The 16409-nt window shown below is 56.4% G+C and carries 17 protein-coding genes; 13 read left to right on the forward strand and 4 right to left on the reverse strand.

Annotated elements, in window-relative coordinates:
• Nucleotides 1-43 precede the first annotated feature (43 nt).
• The 9 genes from GA830_RS06155 to GA830_RS06195 all read left to right on the forward strand — a co-directional run bounded on the left by GA830_RS06155 (nucleotide 44) and on the right by GA830_RS06195 (nucleotide 9122).
• Nucleotides 44-736, forward strand: coding sequence for a GntR family transcriptional regulator (locus GA830_RS06155; protein ID WP_195164190.1), 693 nt, complete (start codon nucleotides 44-46; stop codon nucleotides 734-736).
• Nucleotides 733-1827, forward strand: a complete 1095-nt coding sequence (locus GA830_RS06160; protein ID WP_195164191.1) for an LLM class flavin-dependent oxidoreductase — start codon at nucleotides 733-735, stop codon at nucleotides 1825-1827. Before GA830_RS06155 ends, GA830_RS06160 begins: the two co-directional genes overlap by 4 nt.
• Complete coding sequence (locus GA830_RS06165; protein ID WP_195164192.1) at nucleotides 1827-2384, forward strand: flavin reductase family protein; 558 nt, start codon at nucleotides 1827-1829, stop codon at nucleotides 2382-2384. Before GA830_RS06160 ends, GA830_RS06165 begins: the two co-directional genes overlap by 1 nt.
• Nucleotides 2381-3139, forward strand: coding sequence for an HpcH/HpaI aldolase family protein (locus tag GA830_RS06170; RefSeq protein ID WP_195164193.1), 759 nt, complete (start codon nucleotides 2381-2383; stop codon nucleotides 3137-3139). Before GA830_RS06165 ends, GA830_RS06170 begins: the two co-directional genes overlap by 4 nt.
• Nucleotides 3136-3639, forward strand: coding sequence for a V4R domain-containing protein (locus GA830_RS06175; RefSeq protein WP_195164194.1), 504 nt, complete (start codon nucleotides 3136-3138; stop codon nucleotides 3637-3639). The genes GA830_RS06170 and GA830_RS06175 overlap by 4 nt, the downstream gene beginning before the upstream one ends.
• Nucleotides 3640-3727: 88 nt before the next feature.
• Nucleotides 3728-4519 carry a cyclase family protein gene (locus GA830_RS06180; protein ID WP_195164195.1) on the forward strand — a complete coding sequence of 264 codons (792 nt, stop codon included), beginning with the start codon at nucleotides 3728-3730 and terminating at the stop codon, nucleotides 4517-4519.
• 71 nt (nucleotides 4520-4590) lie between these two features.
• Nucleotides 4591-6744: a thiamine pyrophosphate-dependent enzyme gene (locus tag GA830_RS06185; RefSeq protein WP_195164196.1), complete on the forward strand. Its 2154-nt coding sequence runs from the start codon at nucleotides 4591-4593 to the stop codon at nucleotides 6742-6744.
• A gap of 1 nt (nucleotide 6745) precedes the next feature.
• Nucleotides 6746-8338: an indolepyruvate oxidoreductase subunit beta family protein gene (locus GA830_RS06190; RefSeq protein ID WP_195164197.1), complete on the forward strand. Its 1593-nt coding sequence runs from the start codon at nucleotides 6746-6748 to the stop codon at nucleotides 8336-8338.
• A gap of 121 nt (nucleotides 8339-8459) precedes the next feature.
• Entirely contained in the window at nucleotides 8460-9122 is a 663-nt protein-coding gene (locus GA830_RS06195; RefSeq protein ID WP_195164198.1) for an amino acid ABC transporter permease, read from the forward strand.
• A gap of 631 nt (nucleotides 9123-9753) precedes the next feature.
• Here the strand turns inward: GA830_RS06195 and GA830_RS06200 are convergent.
• From GA830_RS06200 to GA830_RS06215, 4 genes are read right to left on the reverse strand one after another with little or no spacing between them, the layout of a single operon-like run.
• A complete protein-coding gene (locus GA830_RS06200) occupies nucleotides 9754-10704 on the reverse strand; it encodes an ImmA/IrrE family metallo-endopeptidase (RefSeq protein ID WP_195164199.1) in 951 nt (316 codons plus the stop codon).
• A 3-nt stretch (nucleotides 10705-10707) separates the two neighbouring features.
• Nucleotides 10708-11238 (reverse strand): helix-turn-helix domain-containing protein, encoded by a 531-nt coding sequence (locus tag GA830_RS06205; protein ID WP_195164200.1) that lies wholly within the window; start codon nucleotides 11236-11238, stop codon nucleotides 10708-10710.
• 15 nt (nucleotides 11239-11253) lie between these two features.
• Complete coding sequence (locus tag GA830_RS06210; RefSeq protein ID WP_195164201.1) at nucleotides 11254-11901, reverse strand: hypothetical protein; 648 nt, start codon at nucleotides 11899-11901, stop codon at nucleotides 11254-11256.
• Nucleotides 11898-12104, reverse strand: coding sequence for a ribbon-helix-helix protein, CopG family (locus tag GA830_RS06215; protein WP_195164202.1), 207 nt, complete (start codon nucleotides 12102-12104; stop codon nucleotides 11898-11900). Before GA830_RS06215 ends, GA830_RS06210 begins: the two co-directional genes overlap by 4 nt.
• A gap of 152 nt (nucleotides 12105-12256) precedes the next feature.
• Here GA830_RS06215 and GA830_RS06220 point away from each other — a divergent pair, with 152 nt between their 5' ends.
• From GA830_RS06220 to GA830_RS06235, 4 genes are all read left to right on the forward strand, one after another.
• Nucleotides 12257-12913, forward strand: coding sequence for a multiubiquitin domain-containing protein (locus GA830_RS06220; protein WP_195164203.1), 657 nt, complete (start codon nucleotides 12257-12259; stop codon nucleotides 12911-12913).
• Nucleotides 12888-14075, forward strand: coding sequence for a ThiF family adenylyltransferase (locus tag GA830_RS06225; protein ID WP_195164204.1), 1188 nt, complete (start codon nucleotides 12888-12890; stop codon nucleotides 14073-14075). Before GA830_RS06220 ends, GA830_RS06225 begins: the two co-directional genes overlap by 26 nt.
• The gene (locus tag GA830_RS19880; RefSeq protein ID WP_219732942.1) at nucleotides 14072-14476 is read left to right on the forward strand and encodes a DUF6527 family protein; all 405 of its coding nucleotides are present in this window, start codon (nucleotides 14072-14074) and stop codon (nucleotides 14474-14476) included. The genes GA830_RS06225 and GA830_RS19880 overlap by 4 nt, the downstream gene beginning before the upstream one ends.
• Before the next feature lie 593 nt (nucleotides 14477-15069).
• Nucleotides 15070-16392 carry a tyrosine-type recombinase/integrase gene (locus GA830_RS06235; RefSeq protein WP_195164205.1) on the forward strand — a complete coding sequence of 441 codons (1323 nt, stop codon included), beginning with the start codon at nucleotides 15070-15072 and terminating at the stop codon, nucleotides 16390-16392.
• Nucleotides 16393-16409: the final 17 nt, after the last annotated feature.

The raw sequence follows: 16409 nt of genomic DNA on the forward strand, positions 1-16409 counted from the left end.
AGAACAGTATACAGATAGGCGTATGAAACCCGCCTTAGAAGAGATGAAAAAACCCAGGATCAACGGAAATCTGCGCGCAAAGGTTTATGATGACCTGCGTGATCGGATCCATCATGGATTGCTCGGGCAAGACGAAAAGCTCGTTGATGTGGATATCGCAAACCAGCTTGGGATTTCCCGAATGCCGGTGCGCGAAGCGCTGCTGCAGCTTACCCATGAAGGTTATTTGGTCGGCACGACGCGGGGTTTCATGCTGCCGCGGCTAACCGCAGTTGATGTCGCAAACATCTTTGAGGTGCGCCGGCTGCTAGAGCCTCGCGCTGCCGCTCACGCGGCGCGTGACATCAGTGCCGATGGCATGAAGCGGCTGGCTGAGGCCCTTGCCGATGCCGAGCGCGGTGCTGCGACTGAAGATGCCGAATTGTTGTTTGAGGCTAATGTTCGCTTTCGCCGCTGCTGGCTGGAAGCAGTCAACAATGATCGTCTCGCTTCGGCGATAGCACGCTTTGCCGATCACGTTCAGGTGGTGCGCCTTGGCACCCTCACCCACGCCCCAACGCAAGCGGTGGTGGTCACCGGCATGAGAAGGCTTCACCAAGCTTTTGTACGCCGAGATTCGATGGCTGCCTTTGATCATATGACGCGCTTCATCGAGTCAGCACAGGAGCGGTTCGTAACTCTAACCGAGCGCCTGGAGGCCGACGAGCCTGATACCCAGCAGAGACTGACACGATGATAAAGCGCCATCCACTCAAAGGCCCCAACAAATTCAAGCTGGGCGTCTTCTCCCTAAACGCCGATGGCGGACTGGCAATAACGACAGTGCCAGAACGGTGGCGCGCGCGCTGGGATGACAATTTGAACGCGGCCCGCATCGCGGACCTTGCGGGTATTGAGTTTCTGCTTCCTATTGCGCGCTGGCGCGGCTTCGGCGGCACGACGCGGGCCCGGGAATGGTCGTTTGAAACTTTTACCTGGGCGGCCGGCCTTGCGGTCGCAACCACCGACATTGCACTGTTCATGACCGTGCATGTGCCGCTGGTGCATCCCCTTCAGGCCGCGAAAGCGTTGGCCACCGTCGATCATATATCGGGGGGGCGCGCCGGCCTCAACATTGTCTGCGGCTGGAATCCGGACGAGTTTGCCATGTTCGGGCAGACGGTAGGAGAGCGCACCTACGACCAAGCGGAAGAGTGGATCACCATCATTGAGCGTGCCTATGGCGCACAAGAACCTTTTGACTTTTCTGGGTCGTTTTATGACCTCAAGGGCGTGATCAGCAAGCCGGCCAGCCTTCAGGTGCCGCGCCCTGTCACCATGAATGCGGCATTCGGCGCACCGGGGCGCGATTTTGCCGCGCGCCATTGCGACTTCCTATTCTCCACCTTCTCCGAGATCGAAGACGGCAAAGCCCATGTGGTGGACATTCGCAACCGCGCCTCCACGGTCGGGCGCGACGTTGGGGTCTATACCGTTTGTCACGTGGTGTGTCGCGAGACCCAGGAAGAAGCCGAGCATTACTATCGGCATTATGCGCTCGACAATGCTGACCACGGTGCGGTGGATGAGCACATGAAGAAGAAAAAGGAATTCGCCCATTCGCACGACAAGGCAGCATTCGATCTGTACCGCCAACGCTTCGCTGGTGGTGCCGGCACCTACCCGCTGATCGGCACGCCTGAACGCATTGTCGACGACCTTATCCGCATCATGGATCAGGGTTATGCTGGAGCCGCTCTCTCCTTCACCAATTACACCTATGAGCTGCCCTTCTTCTGCGATCGCGTTTTGCCGTTAATGCGGCAGGCTGGGCTGAGGGTGAATTGATGACCGCCCTTGCAGCACCGCGGCCAGCCGCCCTACAATTTCCCCCGACGATTGATCCGCGCGGATTTAAACAAGGTATGCGCGCTCTTGCCGGTGCGGTTGCTGTGCTGGCCGCCGAAGATGAGACGCATGGCAGCAGGGGGCTCACCGCAACCGCAATCTGTTCCTTCAGCGCCGATCCAGCATCGCTTCTGGTTTGCATCAATACTCAAAGCTCTATCACGCCCATGTTGCGCGAGGGACTGTCCTTTTCAGTCAACCTGCCGGGATCCGACCAAGACTTTGTGGCGCGCGCCTTTGGCGGCATGACAGTTGCAAAGGGCGTTTCCCGCTTCGCTTCGGGATCGTGGGTTCGCGGAGCAAATGGCGCACCGGTGCTTGTTGGCGCGCGCGCCGTATTTGAATGTCATGTTAGCGAGATCATCGCGCGGGCCTCTCACCTGATCGTTATCGGATTAGTGTCTGGCGTGACGCTTGATCGCGAGGATCGCGCCGCGCTTCTTTATTCTGATGGCAGCTTCGCAACCACCCAGAAATATCAGGAAACCGTGCGATGACTGATCTTCTTTCAGGGCATTTAAAGACACGTCTGCGCGCGGGTAATCCGCTCGGGTTGGTGTGGCTGTCCCTTGGCCACGCTTCTATCGCGGAGATGGCCGCCCATTCCGGCGCGGATGCCTTGGTCATCGATCTGCAGCATGGCCTTTGGGAGAGAGGCACCTTCGAAATGGCCGTTGGCGTGTCTATGGGTAAGGTTCCCGTGCTAGCCCGTGTCGCCGAAAACTCATCTTTTGCCATCGGCTCGGCATTAGACGCAGGAACCGATGGCGTTCTGGTGCCTATGGTGGAAACGGCAGAGCAGGCAGCTGCTGCCGTTTCGGCGGCGCGCTTCCCTCCCCACGGGAATAGGTCCGGCGGTGGGGTGCGGCCCTTATCCATGGGCTTCGGTGCCTATCTCGACAAGGCTGAGACCATCGTCGTTGGAGTGATGATCGAAACCGTCAAAGGGATAGCCAATGCCGAAGCCATCGCCGCAACACCCGGTCTGGATTTGATCCTTATCGGAACCGGTGATCTCAGCATCTCTCATGGCACCGCTAAAGGCGGCTCTCAAACGATGGAGGAGGCTTGCACTGTTGTGAAGGCAGCCTGCCAAAAGGCAGGCATTGCCAGCGGCATCTTTACCACCAGCGTCGAGGCAGCCGCTACGCGGCGCAAAGATGGTTATCAGCTCGTCGTCGTGGCCAATGATATTGATGCCATCAAGGGCTCTTTCGCTGTCGCAGTCGCGCAGTTTATGGAGGCCTCGTGACAAAAGTTCCATTTCGCGATCGTCTCGTGTTTGAAAACGATACAGGCGAAATCCAGGACGAGGGACGCCGCTACATGCTTGTGCGGCCCGAAGCACTGATGGGTATTTTCCGCCTGCTTGGAGATGATCTCCGCGCCGAGGCATTGGATGCGCTCGCTGCCTCGGTCGTCGAGATGGGCGGCAAAAGCGCGCGCGCCTACCGTGACGACGGACCGGGTGATCCTGAATCGCTTTTATCGACGGTCGCCATAACAGCTCCAGATCTGGGCTGGGGTATTTGGGAGTTCAGCCTCAACCCTGCAAAGCTCCACCTCAACGTGCGCAATAGCCCGTTTGCTATGGGTTATGGTGCGTCCGTGCATCCAGTCTGTCACGCCATTTCCGGAATGGCGACTGCGGTTGCGCGGCTTGCTCTGAATAGGGAAGACCTTGTTGCTGTGGAAACAGCGTGTTCAGCCTGTGGTGCTCCAGCCTGCACATTTGAGGCGAACCTTGAATGAATTAAACAAGACCACCACTCACTAGCTTCGCTACAATGTATTAAAATCCGCTTCAATTTGTTGAAGCAGAAACATCGGGAGGATAATTATGAAATCGAATGAGGCGCTTGGCGCTCTTGCAGATTTGCTTTTGTCTGGAAGTGTAGAAGTCGTGGATCTGGCTGCGGTTCTGGGACCAGATACACCGCTGATAAAATTGCCTCCTGAGCTGGCGGTCGACACACCGAAGATCGAAATCCATAAAATCTCTGCCTATGATGACAAAGGTCCCTGGTGGGCATGGAATTGGCTGAAGCTCGGAGAACATTCCGGTACCCATTTCGACGCGCCGCGTCACTGGATCACCGGCAAGGATTACAGTGACGGGTCAACCGATACGATTGCACCCCAGAACTTTGTCGCGCCGGTAAACGTCATCGACTGTTCGAAGCAGTCATCAGCTGATCACGACTATCTTTTAACGGCTGAGGACGTGAAGGCTTGGGAAGCTGAGCATGGTGCGATCCGTCCGGGTGAATGGGTGGTCATGCGTACCGACTGGTACAAGCGCAACGGCTCCGAAGCCGAGTTTCTGAATGCCAATGAGACTGGGCCTCATGCGCCTGGACCAAGCGTCGATTGCATTGAGTACATTATCTCGACCGGCGCCATCGGCTGGGGCAGCGAGACGATTGGTACAGATGCCGGACAGGCTGGCGGAATGGAGCCGCCATTTCCGGCCCATAGTCTTATGCACAAGGCCAATCGGTATGGTCTGGCTAGCCTTTGCAACCTCGACAAACTGCCGGCCAAGGGTGCTATCCTTATCGCGGCGCCACTAAAAATTGAAAATGGGACAGGCAGTCCCTGCCGCGTTCTGGCTCTCGTGCCAAAGGCATAGAGCACCACACCAAACCTGAGCCGGCACGACGCGCCTATGACCTGCGCATGACCCTATGAAGGAGGTTTCCAATGGCTGAACGTTCCTTTGTAAAGGAAGTCGAAAAACTGCGCCTTGGTGCCGGCGAAGAATTTTCAGGCGAAGGCATTTTGGCCATTACCAAGGCCCTTCTGGAATGCGGCGTTGGGTATGTTGGAGGCTATCAGGGAGCTCCGATCAGCCATCTGATGGACGTGCTTGCCGACGCACAGGATATACTTGGTGAGCTTGGCGTGCACTTTGAGGCAAGTGCGTCCGAAGCGACGGCAACTGCCATGCTTGCCGCGTCCGTACACTATCCGATCCGCGGCGCGGCCACCTTCAAGTCGACAGTGGGGACGAATGTCGCATCCGACGCGCTGGCCAACCTTGCGTCAGGCGGCGTTACCGGCGGCGCATTGATCATAGTCGGCGAGGACTACGGCGAAGGTTCTTCGATCATGCAGGAACGCAGCCATGCGTTCGCGATGAAAAGCCAGGTCTGGTTGCTTGACCCTCGGCCTAATCTGCCGTCGATGGTCAAATCTGTCGAAGACGGGTTCGACTTGTCAGAGATTTCCAACACGCCGGTCATGCTTCTCGTGCGGATACGCTCTTGTCATGTGCATGGGCAATTCACCGCGAGGGACAACAAGCGGCCAACAACAACGGTTGCCGACGCGCTGGAATCCCCTCGCCGCGACACCAACCGCATCGTATTGCCGCCCGCTTCCTTTCGACATGAGAAGGAAAAAGTGGAAAAGCGTTGGCCCGCTGCTGTTGATTTCATCCGCTCGCGCAAAATCAACGAATTCTTCGGACCAGCAAGTTCCGGTGTCGGCATCATATGCCAGGGCGGCATGTACAACGCTGTTATTCGCGCCCTACAGCGGATCGGGTTAGCCGACATTTATGGCAGCACCGAAGTGCCGCTCTATGTGTTGAATGCCGTCTATCCACTGGTCGACGATGAGTTCCTCGGCTTTTGTGAAGGCAAGGAGAGCATTCTCGTTATCGAGGAAGGACAGCCGAATTATATTGAGCAGGCGTTCGGCAACATGCTGCACAAGGCACGCCGCGAAACGCGCGTCTTCGGTAAAGAATTCCTGCCAATGGCCGGTGAATACACAGGACAAGTTATGTTCGACGGCATCGGAGCCTTCCTGCGCGATACCGCCCCGCATATGCTGCCCGTACAGATAAGAGCCCCCAACAAGCTTGATCATGGCGAGGAGGTTTCTGATTTGACCAGTGTGGTACCCGGTCGTCCACCGGGCTTTTGCATTGGCTGTCCTGAGCGCCCTATTTTTGCCGCCACCAAGCTGATCGAACAGGAGCTCGGCCCGCATCACATCGCGTCGGATATTGGCTGTCATCTGTTCTCGATCATGCCGCCCTTTGAACTGGGTGCCACCACAATGGGCTACGGTCTGGGACCTGCCTCGGCATCTGCCTTCAATTCACCCGATGCCAAGCGGCGATCGATCTCCTTCGTTGGCGATGGTGGCTTTTGGCATAATGGTCTCACATCCTCGATCGGCAATGCTGTATTCAACAAGAATGATGGCGTCATCGTCATCGTCGACAACTTCTATTCTGCAGCAACGGGCGGGCAGGACATCCTCTCCTCGCGAGCAGGAAACCGATCGAAATCGACGAAACATCCGATTACCGAGGCGGTCAAAGGCATCGGCGTCAAATGGGTGCGCCATATCGAAAATACCTACGATGTCAGCAGGATGCGGGAAGTACTGCGCGAGGCGCTGACAACAGATGTTAGTGGACCCAAAGTCATCGTCGCATCCTCGGAATGCATGCTGAACCTGCAGCGCCGGGAGAAACCGCTCATTGCGAATGCCGTCAAAATCGGGAAGCGCGTGGTTAAGCCAAAGTTTGGTGTCGACGAGGATATCTGCACGGGAGACCATGCCTGCATGCGTCTCTCAGGTTGCCCATCGCTTTCGGTGAAATCCCTTGACGATCCGCTGCGGGATGATCCGGTCGCGCATATAGATCAGAGCTGTGTTGGCTGCGGAAATTGCGGCGAGGTGGCGGATGCAGCCGTGCTCTGTCCGTCTTTTTACCGTGCCGACATTGTTCACAATCCCGGCGGATGGGAGCGCTTTATCGGGTCCTTGAGACGCCAGTTGATTGGCTTTATGCAACATACACGTGAAAGCCGCCGGCTCAGTTTCTCCGATGCTTGAGATGAGCGAAGCACCCTTTTTGAAAAATATGCCCCCCCAGGAACATAGCATCATCAAGCTCGCGGTGCTTGCAGTCGGCGGACAGGGTGGCGGCGTTCTGACCGACTGGATCACGGACGTTGCCGAGCGCAGCGGCTATCTAGCGCAATCAACGTCGGTAGCGGGCGTTGCACAGCGCACCGGCGCCACCATCTATTACGTTGAGATGTGTCCCAACACGGGCCGCCGTCCCGTTTTTGCGTTGTCGCCGGCGCAAGGCGATGTCGACATTTTGATCGCCGCGGAATTGATGGAAGCCGGGCGCGCCGTCATGCGAGGCTTCGTCACTCCGGGTCGCACAACGCTTATTGCGTCCTCGCATCGTATTGCTGCGGTGTCTGAAAAGATTGAACCCGGAGATGGGCGCGCCTCGTCGCAAAAGGTGCAAGCAGCCGCACGAGAAGCCGCAAAGCGCTTTATTGCATTCGACATGGAAAAGATTGCCGTCGAGGCTGGCTCGATGATTTCGGCTAGCCTTTTGGGCGCTCTGGCAGGTTCAGGAGCGCTGCCTTTCGACCGCGTCGCGTACGAACAAACGATCGAGGCTTCGGGCCGTGGCGTCAGAGCCAGCCTCGTGGCATTTGCTGGTGCTTATGATCGTGCGCATAATCACGTTCAAGAATGGGCGGAAGAGGCGTTTCGTTCCAGCCTAGCCGACCATGATGCAATTGCCGGGCACAAACCCAATGCCGAACCTTCCCCGGCAGATAGCGTTAAAGGCCCGGATCGTCTTATGCGAGAATGGCAGTCGCTCGCCATGCGGATCAAAGCGTATCCCGACCCCTTGCAAGACATGGCTAGCCGGGGGCTTCGAAAAGTCGTGGACTACCAGGATCTGGCTTATGGCAAAGAGTATCTTGCTCGGCTCGATCAGGCAGTAGACATTGACGCCCCAGCGCGCGGCCACGCCCTTTCGATTGCCGCTGCCAAGCACCTTGCAAACGCCATGTGCTACGATGACATGATCCGCGTTTCCGACCTCAAAACTCGCTCGACGCGGGATGCTCGGGTGCGCAGAGAGGTGGGGGTCTCGGGCGGGACGGTGGTGCAGGTCACCGAATATTTTCATCCCCGTATTGAGGAGTTCTGTGGCGCTTTGCCGGTTAGACTAGGCCGCTATATCGAAAGCCGACCTAACCTCTCACACTGGCTGGATCGCCGCATCAACCGCGGGCGTCGCATTAGAACGGACAGTTTTCTGGGCTTTGCTGTGCTCTGGATTGTAGGCGGCCTGCGCCGTTGGCGACGCCATCTTCTGCGTCACCAGATCGAGGTGGAGCATCTGGAGCGATGGTACCGGCTCGCTCTCGATCATGCGGCGGCAGACTATGATCTGGCTATCGAAATAATCAATTGCCGTCGCCTGATCAAAGGGTACAGCGATACCCACCTGCGCGGGCAATCAAAGTTTGATCGGGTTCTTTCCGGCCTCACACTGCTCAAAGGACGTGACGATGCTGCCGATTGGCTGCGGCGTCTGCGCGAAGCGGCATTAAAGGATGAAAAAGGCGACATGCTGGATGGCGCGCTGAAAACGATTAGCACGTTGGGCTGATTGTCATTCAGGCCTTGCAAAAGCGCGCCGGCGGGATGCTCGAGCAGGTGAGTGTAGATATGTTGTCGGCGCAGCGAGGTGACCTGCCTAGCTACGTGCGATCAGATGAATGGGTGCAACAATGGAACTGATCGACACATTCTTCAATTGGGACATACTGGTCCGGTCATTCCCTATTTTGCTCCGAGGGCTTTGGAACACGTTGCTTCTTGGCTGCGCCAGCATCTTTTTTGGCAGCATTGCGGGCTTGCTTCTTTGTTTTGCACGCCTTTACGGGGTCCGCCCACTGAGACTTGTGGCGATCTTCTACATCGATATTTTTCGAGCTCTGCCGATCCTGGTGATACTCATTCTGATATATTATGCGCTGCCATTCGTGGGTCTGCGGTTTTCGTCATTCACCTCCGCCACTCTCGCCTTGTCGATGGTGTTGGCAGCGTTTACCGCCGAGATATGCCGAGCGGGGATAGAGAGCATTCCCAAGGGGCAGTTCGAAACTGCAGCCGCACTGGGTTTGCCGTTTTGGCTGGGGATGCGAAAGGTTATCCTCCCACAAGCACTCCGCGCCATCACAGCACCACTCACCAGCAATTGCGTTGCAGTTTACAAAGATACCGCACTTGCTTCGGTCGTTGCCATGCCGGATCTGTTGAAACAGGCGACCGATGCCCAGGCGTTGATGGCCAATCCAACGCCGCTCATCGGAGCGGCTATTATTTATCTCGCTTTCCTTTGGCCGCTCGTGCGAGTGGTGAGCTATCTGGAGGAACGGAGCAGGCGTTAACTCGATGAAAGTTAACTGGTTCGCGGGCTTCAATTGGCCACCGCTCGCTTGGTTGGCCTGTTTCCGGAGCCGGACGGCCGGCCCTTCGCCATTCTCTTCCACGATGATGACGCCGCCTCTTCAAGCGCGCGCTGGATCACGTCCAGCGTAGCGTTGCCTGGGAGCGATGAGAGATGCACTCAGAAAATAGAGACCGACCGGGATGAGGGCGCTATTCCCGTAGCCGAAGTAGGCGCGGAATGGCAGGAATTTCCCGCCGCCCGCTTCCTATGCGCTTCCTCCGCCGATGGATGACCATTGGAAAGAACGACTAAACCCGTGATTTTATTGGCGCGCCGTCTCAGGCGATGATGCGAAATATGTCTACTCCATAGCCCTCTAAGACCCTCCTTTTTGCGAAAGAGGCGGCTCTATACTCTCGAATGGCGGCCTCGCCCGCGGCAACCGGGCGATCATTCTTGCCGGTATCGGCGGATTGGGCTGGCCGTGATGGCATGGACATCTGGGACCCACCTTGGAGGATCGTCGTCACGGTCCTGCACCTAACCGGCGGCTAGGGGGCCGGGAGCGGTCAGTCATCTTTCGTGTTTTTTATACGGGCAAGCTACCACGGAATAACCGTTGTTGATGATCAAGCTGCCCTAACGCCGACAAGGAAAATGCGTTGGTGCTTCTTCTTGTAGATGCAGTACGTCAGCAAATCATAGGTGTTTGAGAAGCTGTATAGCCAGAAAACGTGCGGCTCGCCGTTTACGTCGTAAAAAATGCTTTCTCCTTCTCCCACCGGTCCTCTTTTTCGCGTCGTCGCGTGGTCGCAGATTGCCGAATAGGCGATGCCCGCAGTGATGCCCGAGAAGCGCTCTACAAAGGCTTTGGACCTCGGGAAATAGGCGACGTCATCGTTTCCGGCCTTCTTACAGATGTCGCTGTGATACGGGTGCCGACTGACCACGCCGAAGGCCGGAAAATCAGGATTACGCTCGCAAACCATTTGCCAAAGAGTTGTCGTCAGAGTGTTTCCGTAGCGCTTGCGCAACTGCTCAATGCTCTTCCATTCGGAGGAGCAGTCCAATGCTTCCCTTTGAAACTTTCCGCCAAGAAAGAGGAGATGGCGCCCGCCATAGTTGGCCTCCGCTTCCATCGTCTGGTGAAATGTCGGATTCAACGTTGACTCGTTGTCTCCCAGCAGCAGTGAACGGTGCCACGGCAGAAGGTCGTGCGTAATCTCATGCGCGATGAGAAAGCGCCGTTTCAACTCCGCAACATCGTCATCGATGAATATCCGCTTGTCGCCTTCCTTCGACATAAGCATGCCACGAAGGCCGTATTTCTTGACGACATCGACCATTCGCTTTGCGGTAGTTGTGATCTCGTTTCCAGCCATTCGCGCTCTGTGCGCAATCTCATCCAAGAGGTTGAGATTTGCTTTGCTATAGTAAGTGAGATCGAGCTTCTGGAGCGCGCGCACTTGCTCCAGCCGCAGAGGGGGCTCTGGATTGCCAAGATCCCTCAACAAGCGCGCGATGTGCTCGTGGATATCCTGGCGTTCGAAGTCCCCAATTGTCGGCTCGATAGCGGACATGCGTCATCCCTTCTTCTTATCGATCGACACAAGCACTTTAACGAAATCGTTGAACTCGCGCCTTTCAGCCTGACTTAGCTTCGATAGGTCGTCCGAACTCGCAGCAAAACGATGTGCCGCCTCGGTAAGATTGTCGTTTTGCGCAGCCGATGCCGCAGTCAGCCGTTCTAAGACACGTGCCGAAACCCCAATGAACTCGGCTAGCTGATGTACGGTACGTGGATTGGGGACATAGCAGGGCTCCTTCTCCACCTTCTCCAATTCCGCCGCATCAACACGAATCTTGGCAGCCAATTGCGCGATACTTAATCCACCCTTGCGTCGAAGCTGATGCACCAACTTAAAAAGCACAACAGATTTCTGCTCCGGAGCAGCGCCACTTGGCTGCCCCGGAATAGATTGGTGACGAGACTTCGCCTGCACAAGACGCTCAAGTGGAGCAGCATCGCGTAGCGGTAGTCCCGCGTCGCAATCGACATCTGGATCATTTTCGATATGGCTGCGTAGCCAATCGGCGGTGAAATGCAATTTCATGGTCGACTCCTCTTGTTAGTGTTGCACGGAAAGGAAGGTTGCAGCATCGCTGCTGGAAAGCTCGAAGTATCTCAGCCCTTTATGCACTCCTTCGCTATCCGTGCCGAGATCCGTCATCCGGATCGCATCCCGATAGAAAACTTCTGCGCCAGGAAGAGAATGCAGGCCGACACGGCCGCTGAATTCCTCTTCCATGCTCAAACTTACCGCCGTGCCGATGAGCACACGGCCTGAACCTTTATAGGTTGGTTCAGCTACCAACTTCGGTCGATTCCATGGAGCGGTTGCCAAGAACTCCACATAGACCAATGGTGCACGTTGATGTTCCGGATGACGGCTGAAGCAATCCGGGCCACCCTTGCGCGTCATCATGATCGCCTGTGTGCTTCCGCCGCATTCAAGCACGAAGAAGTCAAACAAGAGCGGGTCGTTCAGGGCAGCCAAGGCCTTCTTGCCCCATTCCCAATGAGCGTCTTCGGCGTTGACCTCCGCTAGGGACTGGCGGGACGCTTTCGCCTCTCTTCGACGCATCTCAAACATCGGGCGCCAGCGTCCCTCAATATGCGCGAGATTTGTGCTGTCTAGACCCCGAAACAGGTCAGCATCGTCGTACTGGCGCGTTGAGCGGTTAAAGAGAAAAACGCGATCGATCAGTTCCTTCATAGAACCATCAACTCTACTTTTTCTGACTTATCCGCGCTCTCCATGAATACCTTTTCGCCTCGCGCCAAGCGGTCATCCACGGACTTGTAAAGCCGTAATGCCTGCCGGACGAGGGCAGTTTTGGAGAGACCTTTTTCGTCGCACATGGCTTCGAGCGCGCTCATTTCTGTCTCCGACAAATTGAGCGTCATCGTACGCTTCATAGACACGCCTCCTTATGACCGGCATCGTCCATGTAGCCATAAATTCCATATCTGTCAATCAAAAAGACTTCAAAAAATAGCCATCTAATAGCTAGATAATAGCTAAAAATTACATATATGACGGTTGCACGCTAACCACCAAGGAGGCTTCGATGCCTGATACCTCGAACTTCACGTACAAGCTTGACGGCCGCTTGGTCGCCACCGATGACGCAATTCTCTCTGGGCGCGACATTCGCGGCAACGCTGGCCTCAATCCCATGAGTGACTACGTTCTCATTCAAATAGTCGACCGGGCGTCGCGTTCGATCGGGCTTGATGAAACGATCGACCTGCGAGAGGTGGACGAGCCCGAGTTTCTCTCTTTCAAGGGGGACAGGACCTTCTCACTCACTGTCAACGAACGCGGCTTCGAGTGGGGTGCAGCGACGATCTCCGCGGCCGACATCTACCGCTGCGCCAGTATTGATGAGGACCTCGAGCTAATCCTGGACAGCGCTGGCGATGCAGTCATTCCCGCCGACGGGGAGGTGACATTGAGCGAAAAGGGTGTCGAGAGGATCCGCGGCCGCGAGGCGAAGACGGTGATAATTAAGGTCAACGGTAGGCCGCGCACGGTGCCCAAGAAAAAGCACAGCTATCGCGAGATTGCCCTCCTCGCCTACCCCGACGCCGACTTCGATAATTTCAAATACACTATCACGTACCTGAAGGGCGTCCATGGCGCGGAAGGCGATCTGGTGGAAGGCGAGAAGATCGAAGTCAAGAATGGGATGGTCTTCAATGTCCGCCGAGCTGATAAGTCGTGATCCGCATCTGAACCGGCTGCAGGACGAGGGGTTTGAGCTCGAGGTGCGCGAGCTCGTTCTTCTCGTCCACAGCGTGCCCTATGTGAAACGTGACATGTCGCTCGGCCGAGGCACGCTCGTCTGCACGCTCTCGCTGGACACCGAAGGCCTGACATCGTCTCCACAGACCGACCACACGATGTGGTTCACCGGAGAGACGCCTTGCCATCGCGATGGCACGCCGATGACCAATATCATCAACAACAGCAAGGAAGCTACTGTCGGATTGGACATCAAGGTTCGCCATTATTTTTCGTCGAAGCCGGAAGGTACTGGCCGGTACGCCAACATTTACAACAAGGTGGTCACCTACGAATCTCACCTCGGCGCCGCGGCTCGGTCGCACGACAAGACCGCGAACGCGCGTACAGGCGTCATGCTAGCCAGTGCAGAAGACGATAGTCCCTTCGCGATCCCCGATTCTGCGTCAGCCCGCTACGGGATCGCCATCGCCAATCGCAAGCTCAAGGGTCGCATAGCGATCATTGGCCTCGGCGGCACCGGCGCCTATTTGCTCGATCTCGCAGCCAAGACCCGCGTTGCTGAGATACACATTTACGACGACGACCAACTTCTCAATCACAATCTTTTTCGCTCGCCTGGAGCTCCCGAACTGGCGCTGGCCAAGAATTTCCCCCACAAGGTAGACTATTATGCCGCGCTCTACGCGCGCATGCACAAGGGGGTGAAGCCGCATCCCGTTAGGGTAACGGCTGACAACATCGACGAATTTGCAGGTTATGACTTCGTATTTGTCTGTGTTGACAAGGGCTCGTCGCGGCGCGTGATTGCGGAAGGGCTGGTTCGTCTCAGCATTCCATTCGTCGACACCGGTATTGGTCTCGGGCTGGACGAGAACGCGCTCGATGGCTGCGCGCGTGCGACTTTCATCGCCTCCGGCACGTCTTGGGACGAAGTGGCGGCTCACCTGTCGTTCGGAGACGATGATGAAGAGGCCGATGTGTACGGAACCGAGATCCAGATCGCCGAGCTCAACTCGTTGAATGCGATCATGGCAATCATGCGCTGGAAGCGTTGGCTTACCTTTTATCGTGATGAGCGCAACGAAAGGAACGCGACATACATGATTGAGGGTAACAATATTACGAACCGGGGGGCATGATGGCTCGGGTGGATCGTCTTACAACGGTTTTTGTCAAAGACATTCCGGAACAGCTGGAAAACGGCGTCCTTTACGTGTCGCCCGAATGCCACGTTGCGCTGCATAATTGCGCTTGTGGGTGCGGCGAGGAGGTATCAACACCACTTGTTCAAACCGAATATGACTTCATCATGGAGGACGAGGGCGCCTCGATCTGGCCGTCAATCGGCAACCACGATTTCCCTTGTGGCTCACACTACATCATTAAGCGTGGCCGCATCCACTGGGCCGGCAAGATGTCTCGCCAGCAGATCGAAGCCGGCCGCGCCTATGACCGCCTAATCAAGCGCGGTGCCCAGCCGAAAGGTTTGGAGGCGATCGTCGCGTGGTTCAAGCGCCTGTGGGCCAAGTTCATCGGCTAATCAGCGTTCGGTAAGGGCCGGTGGTAACTTGCGGTTGGCCCGGACCGGCGCCGCTAAGGTGGTCACCGATTGGCTTTAAGTATGTGTAGATCTAGTGGTCGTTGACGATGCAGATCTGAATGAGCGGCAGGCTTTAGGAAGACGGTGATCCGGCGTCGGTGCCTAAAGGAGGGCGAAAGATTGCCGTTCAAAGGTACCTACGCGACTTCTGTGCAGAGAAAAATCGACAAATCAACCGGAAGCGATTCGAACTTTTCCCTGCCGAACGCCGTCGTTTCTACACCTTTTCGCGCACCGGCTGTCCCTCATTCTATGCAAAGGCGTATGTTCGGCGGCTATAGCGTATTGTGGAGGGCAATCGGCGGTATGTGGCGCACCCGACAGGATTCGAACCTGTGACCTCTGCCTTCGGAGCTGGTTTAAGGACCTATCCGAAGTGCACGATAGGGTACGCCAGAGCACGATATCAGCCTGTAATCACTAGACTTTTCTGATCGTCTCTCCGAAACCTCTATCCGAGAATACGCCTTGGTTTCCGTCCGCGTGCTTGCGTGGTGCTTACGTGAAATCCGGGCTCGGCAGGGAACAGGAGCATGGCGAAACTCACCAAACGGTTTGTGGAAGCGGTCGCGCCGCAGAGCAAGGGCCATGTCGTCTGGGATGATGAATTCCCAGGCTTCGGCTTGCGTGTCTATCCCTCTGGCAAGCGCAGTTACATCGTCCAGTACCGGTCGAGAGGACGATCCCGCCGTTATACTATCGGCCTTCATGGCCTGTGGACCCCGGAAACCGCGCGCCGCGAGGCGAAGGCCCTGCTCGGGCGGGCAGCGCATGGCGGTGATCCTGCGGAAGAACGTGAAGAAGAGCGCAAAGCGCTCACAATCAAGCAACTTTGCGAGCAATACATCGCCGACATGGAAGCCGGGCTCATTCTCGGCAAAGGCGGTCGCCCAAAAAAAGAAACAACCATTGCAACCGATGTCGGCCGTCTCAGGCGGCACATCGTTCCCCTTCTCGGGACCCGGCGCGTGCGAGACATCACCAAGCCTGACATGAATAATCTGATGAAAGACATCATCGCTGGCAAAACGCGGGTCACGGTGAAAACCGAAAAGCTCCGCGGCAAGGCCATCGTCCGCGGCGGCCCCGGAACAGCGATCCGAACGATGGGGCTTCTCGGCGGCGTCTTCTCCTATGCCGTTGAGGCAGGTATCATCGAACACAACCCGACGCACGGACTTCGCAAACCGAAATACAAGGTTCGGGACCGGCGGCTCAACGAATCCGAATATCGGACGCTGGGCGACATTCTTCGGCAGGGACGCAAAAGCAACCAACTCCGGATACACACCGACATACTCAGGCTTATCGCGCTGACAGGCTGTCGGCGCGGTGAAATCGTCAACCTCAAGTGGAGCGCTGTCGATCTCGAAGGGAGCTGCTTGCGTTTGGCCGACAGCAAGGAAGGCGCCACAGTTCGTCCTGTCGGATTGCCGGTCGTGGAGTATCTGGAGAAAGAACGACCGCACCGAACGGGAACCTATGTTTTTCCCGGCCAGGACATCGACAATGCAGTTGGTAATTTTCCTCAAAGCTGGAAGAAACTCTTCAAGGATACGCCCCTCTGGGATGTGACGCCTCACGTATTACGGCACAGCTTCGCCAGCATGGCGAACGATCTTGGCTTCACGGAAATTACGATCGCTGCGTTGATCGGGCATGCCAAAGGCTCGGTGACCAGCAAATATGTCCATACGCTCGACTCCACACTGATTATGGCCGCAGATACAGTCGCAGGGTACGTGAAGGCCCTTCTGGAAGGCGTTGAGTTCAGGCGCAACACCTACACGTTGGATCGTCAATCCCGGCAGAGCGCGATCGAGCAGATGCTCATTGAATCGAGACCGACAGGATAGAATAAACTAAGCATCCA

The sequence above is a fragment of the Mesorhizobium sp. NBSH29 genome (assembly GCF_015500055.1).
GTDB lineage: Bacteria > Pseudomonadota > Alphaproteobacteria > Rhizobiales > Rhizobiaceae > Neomesorhizobium.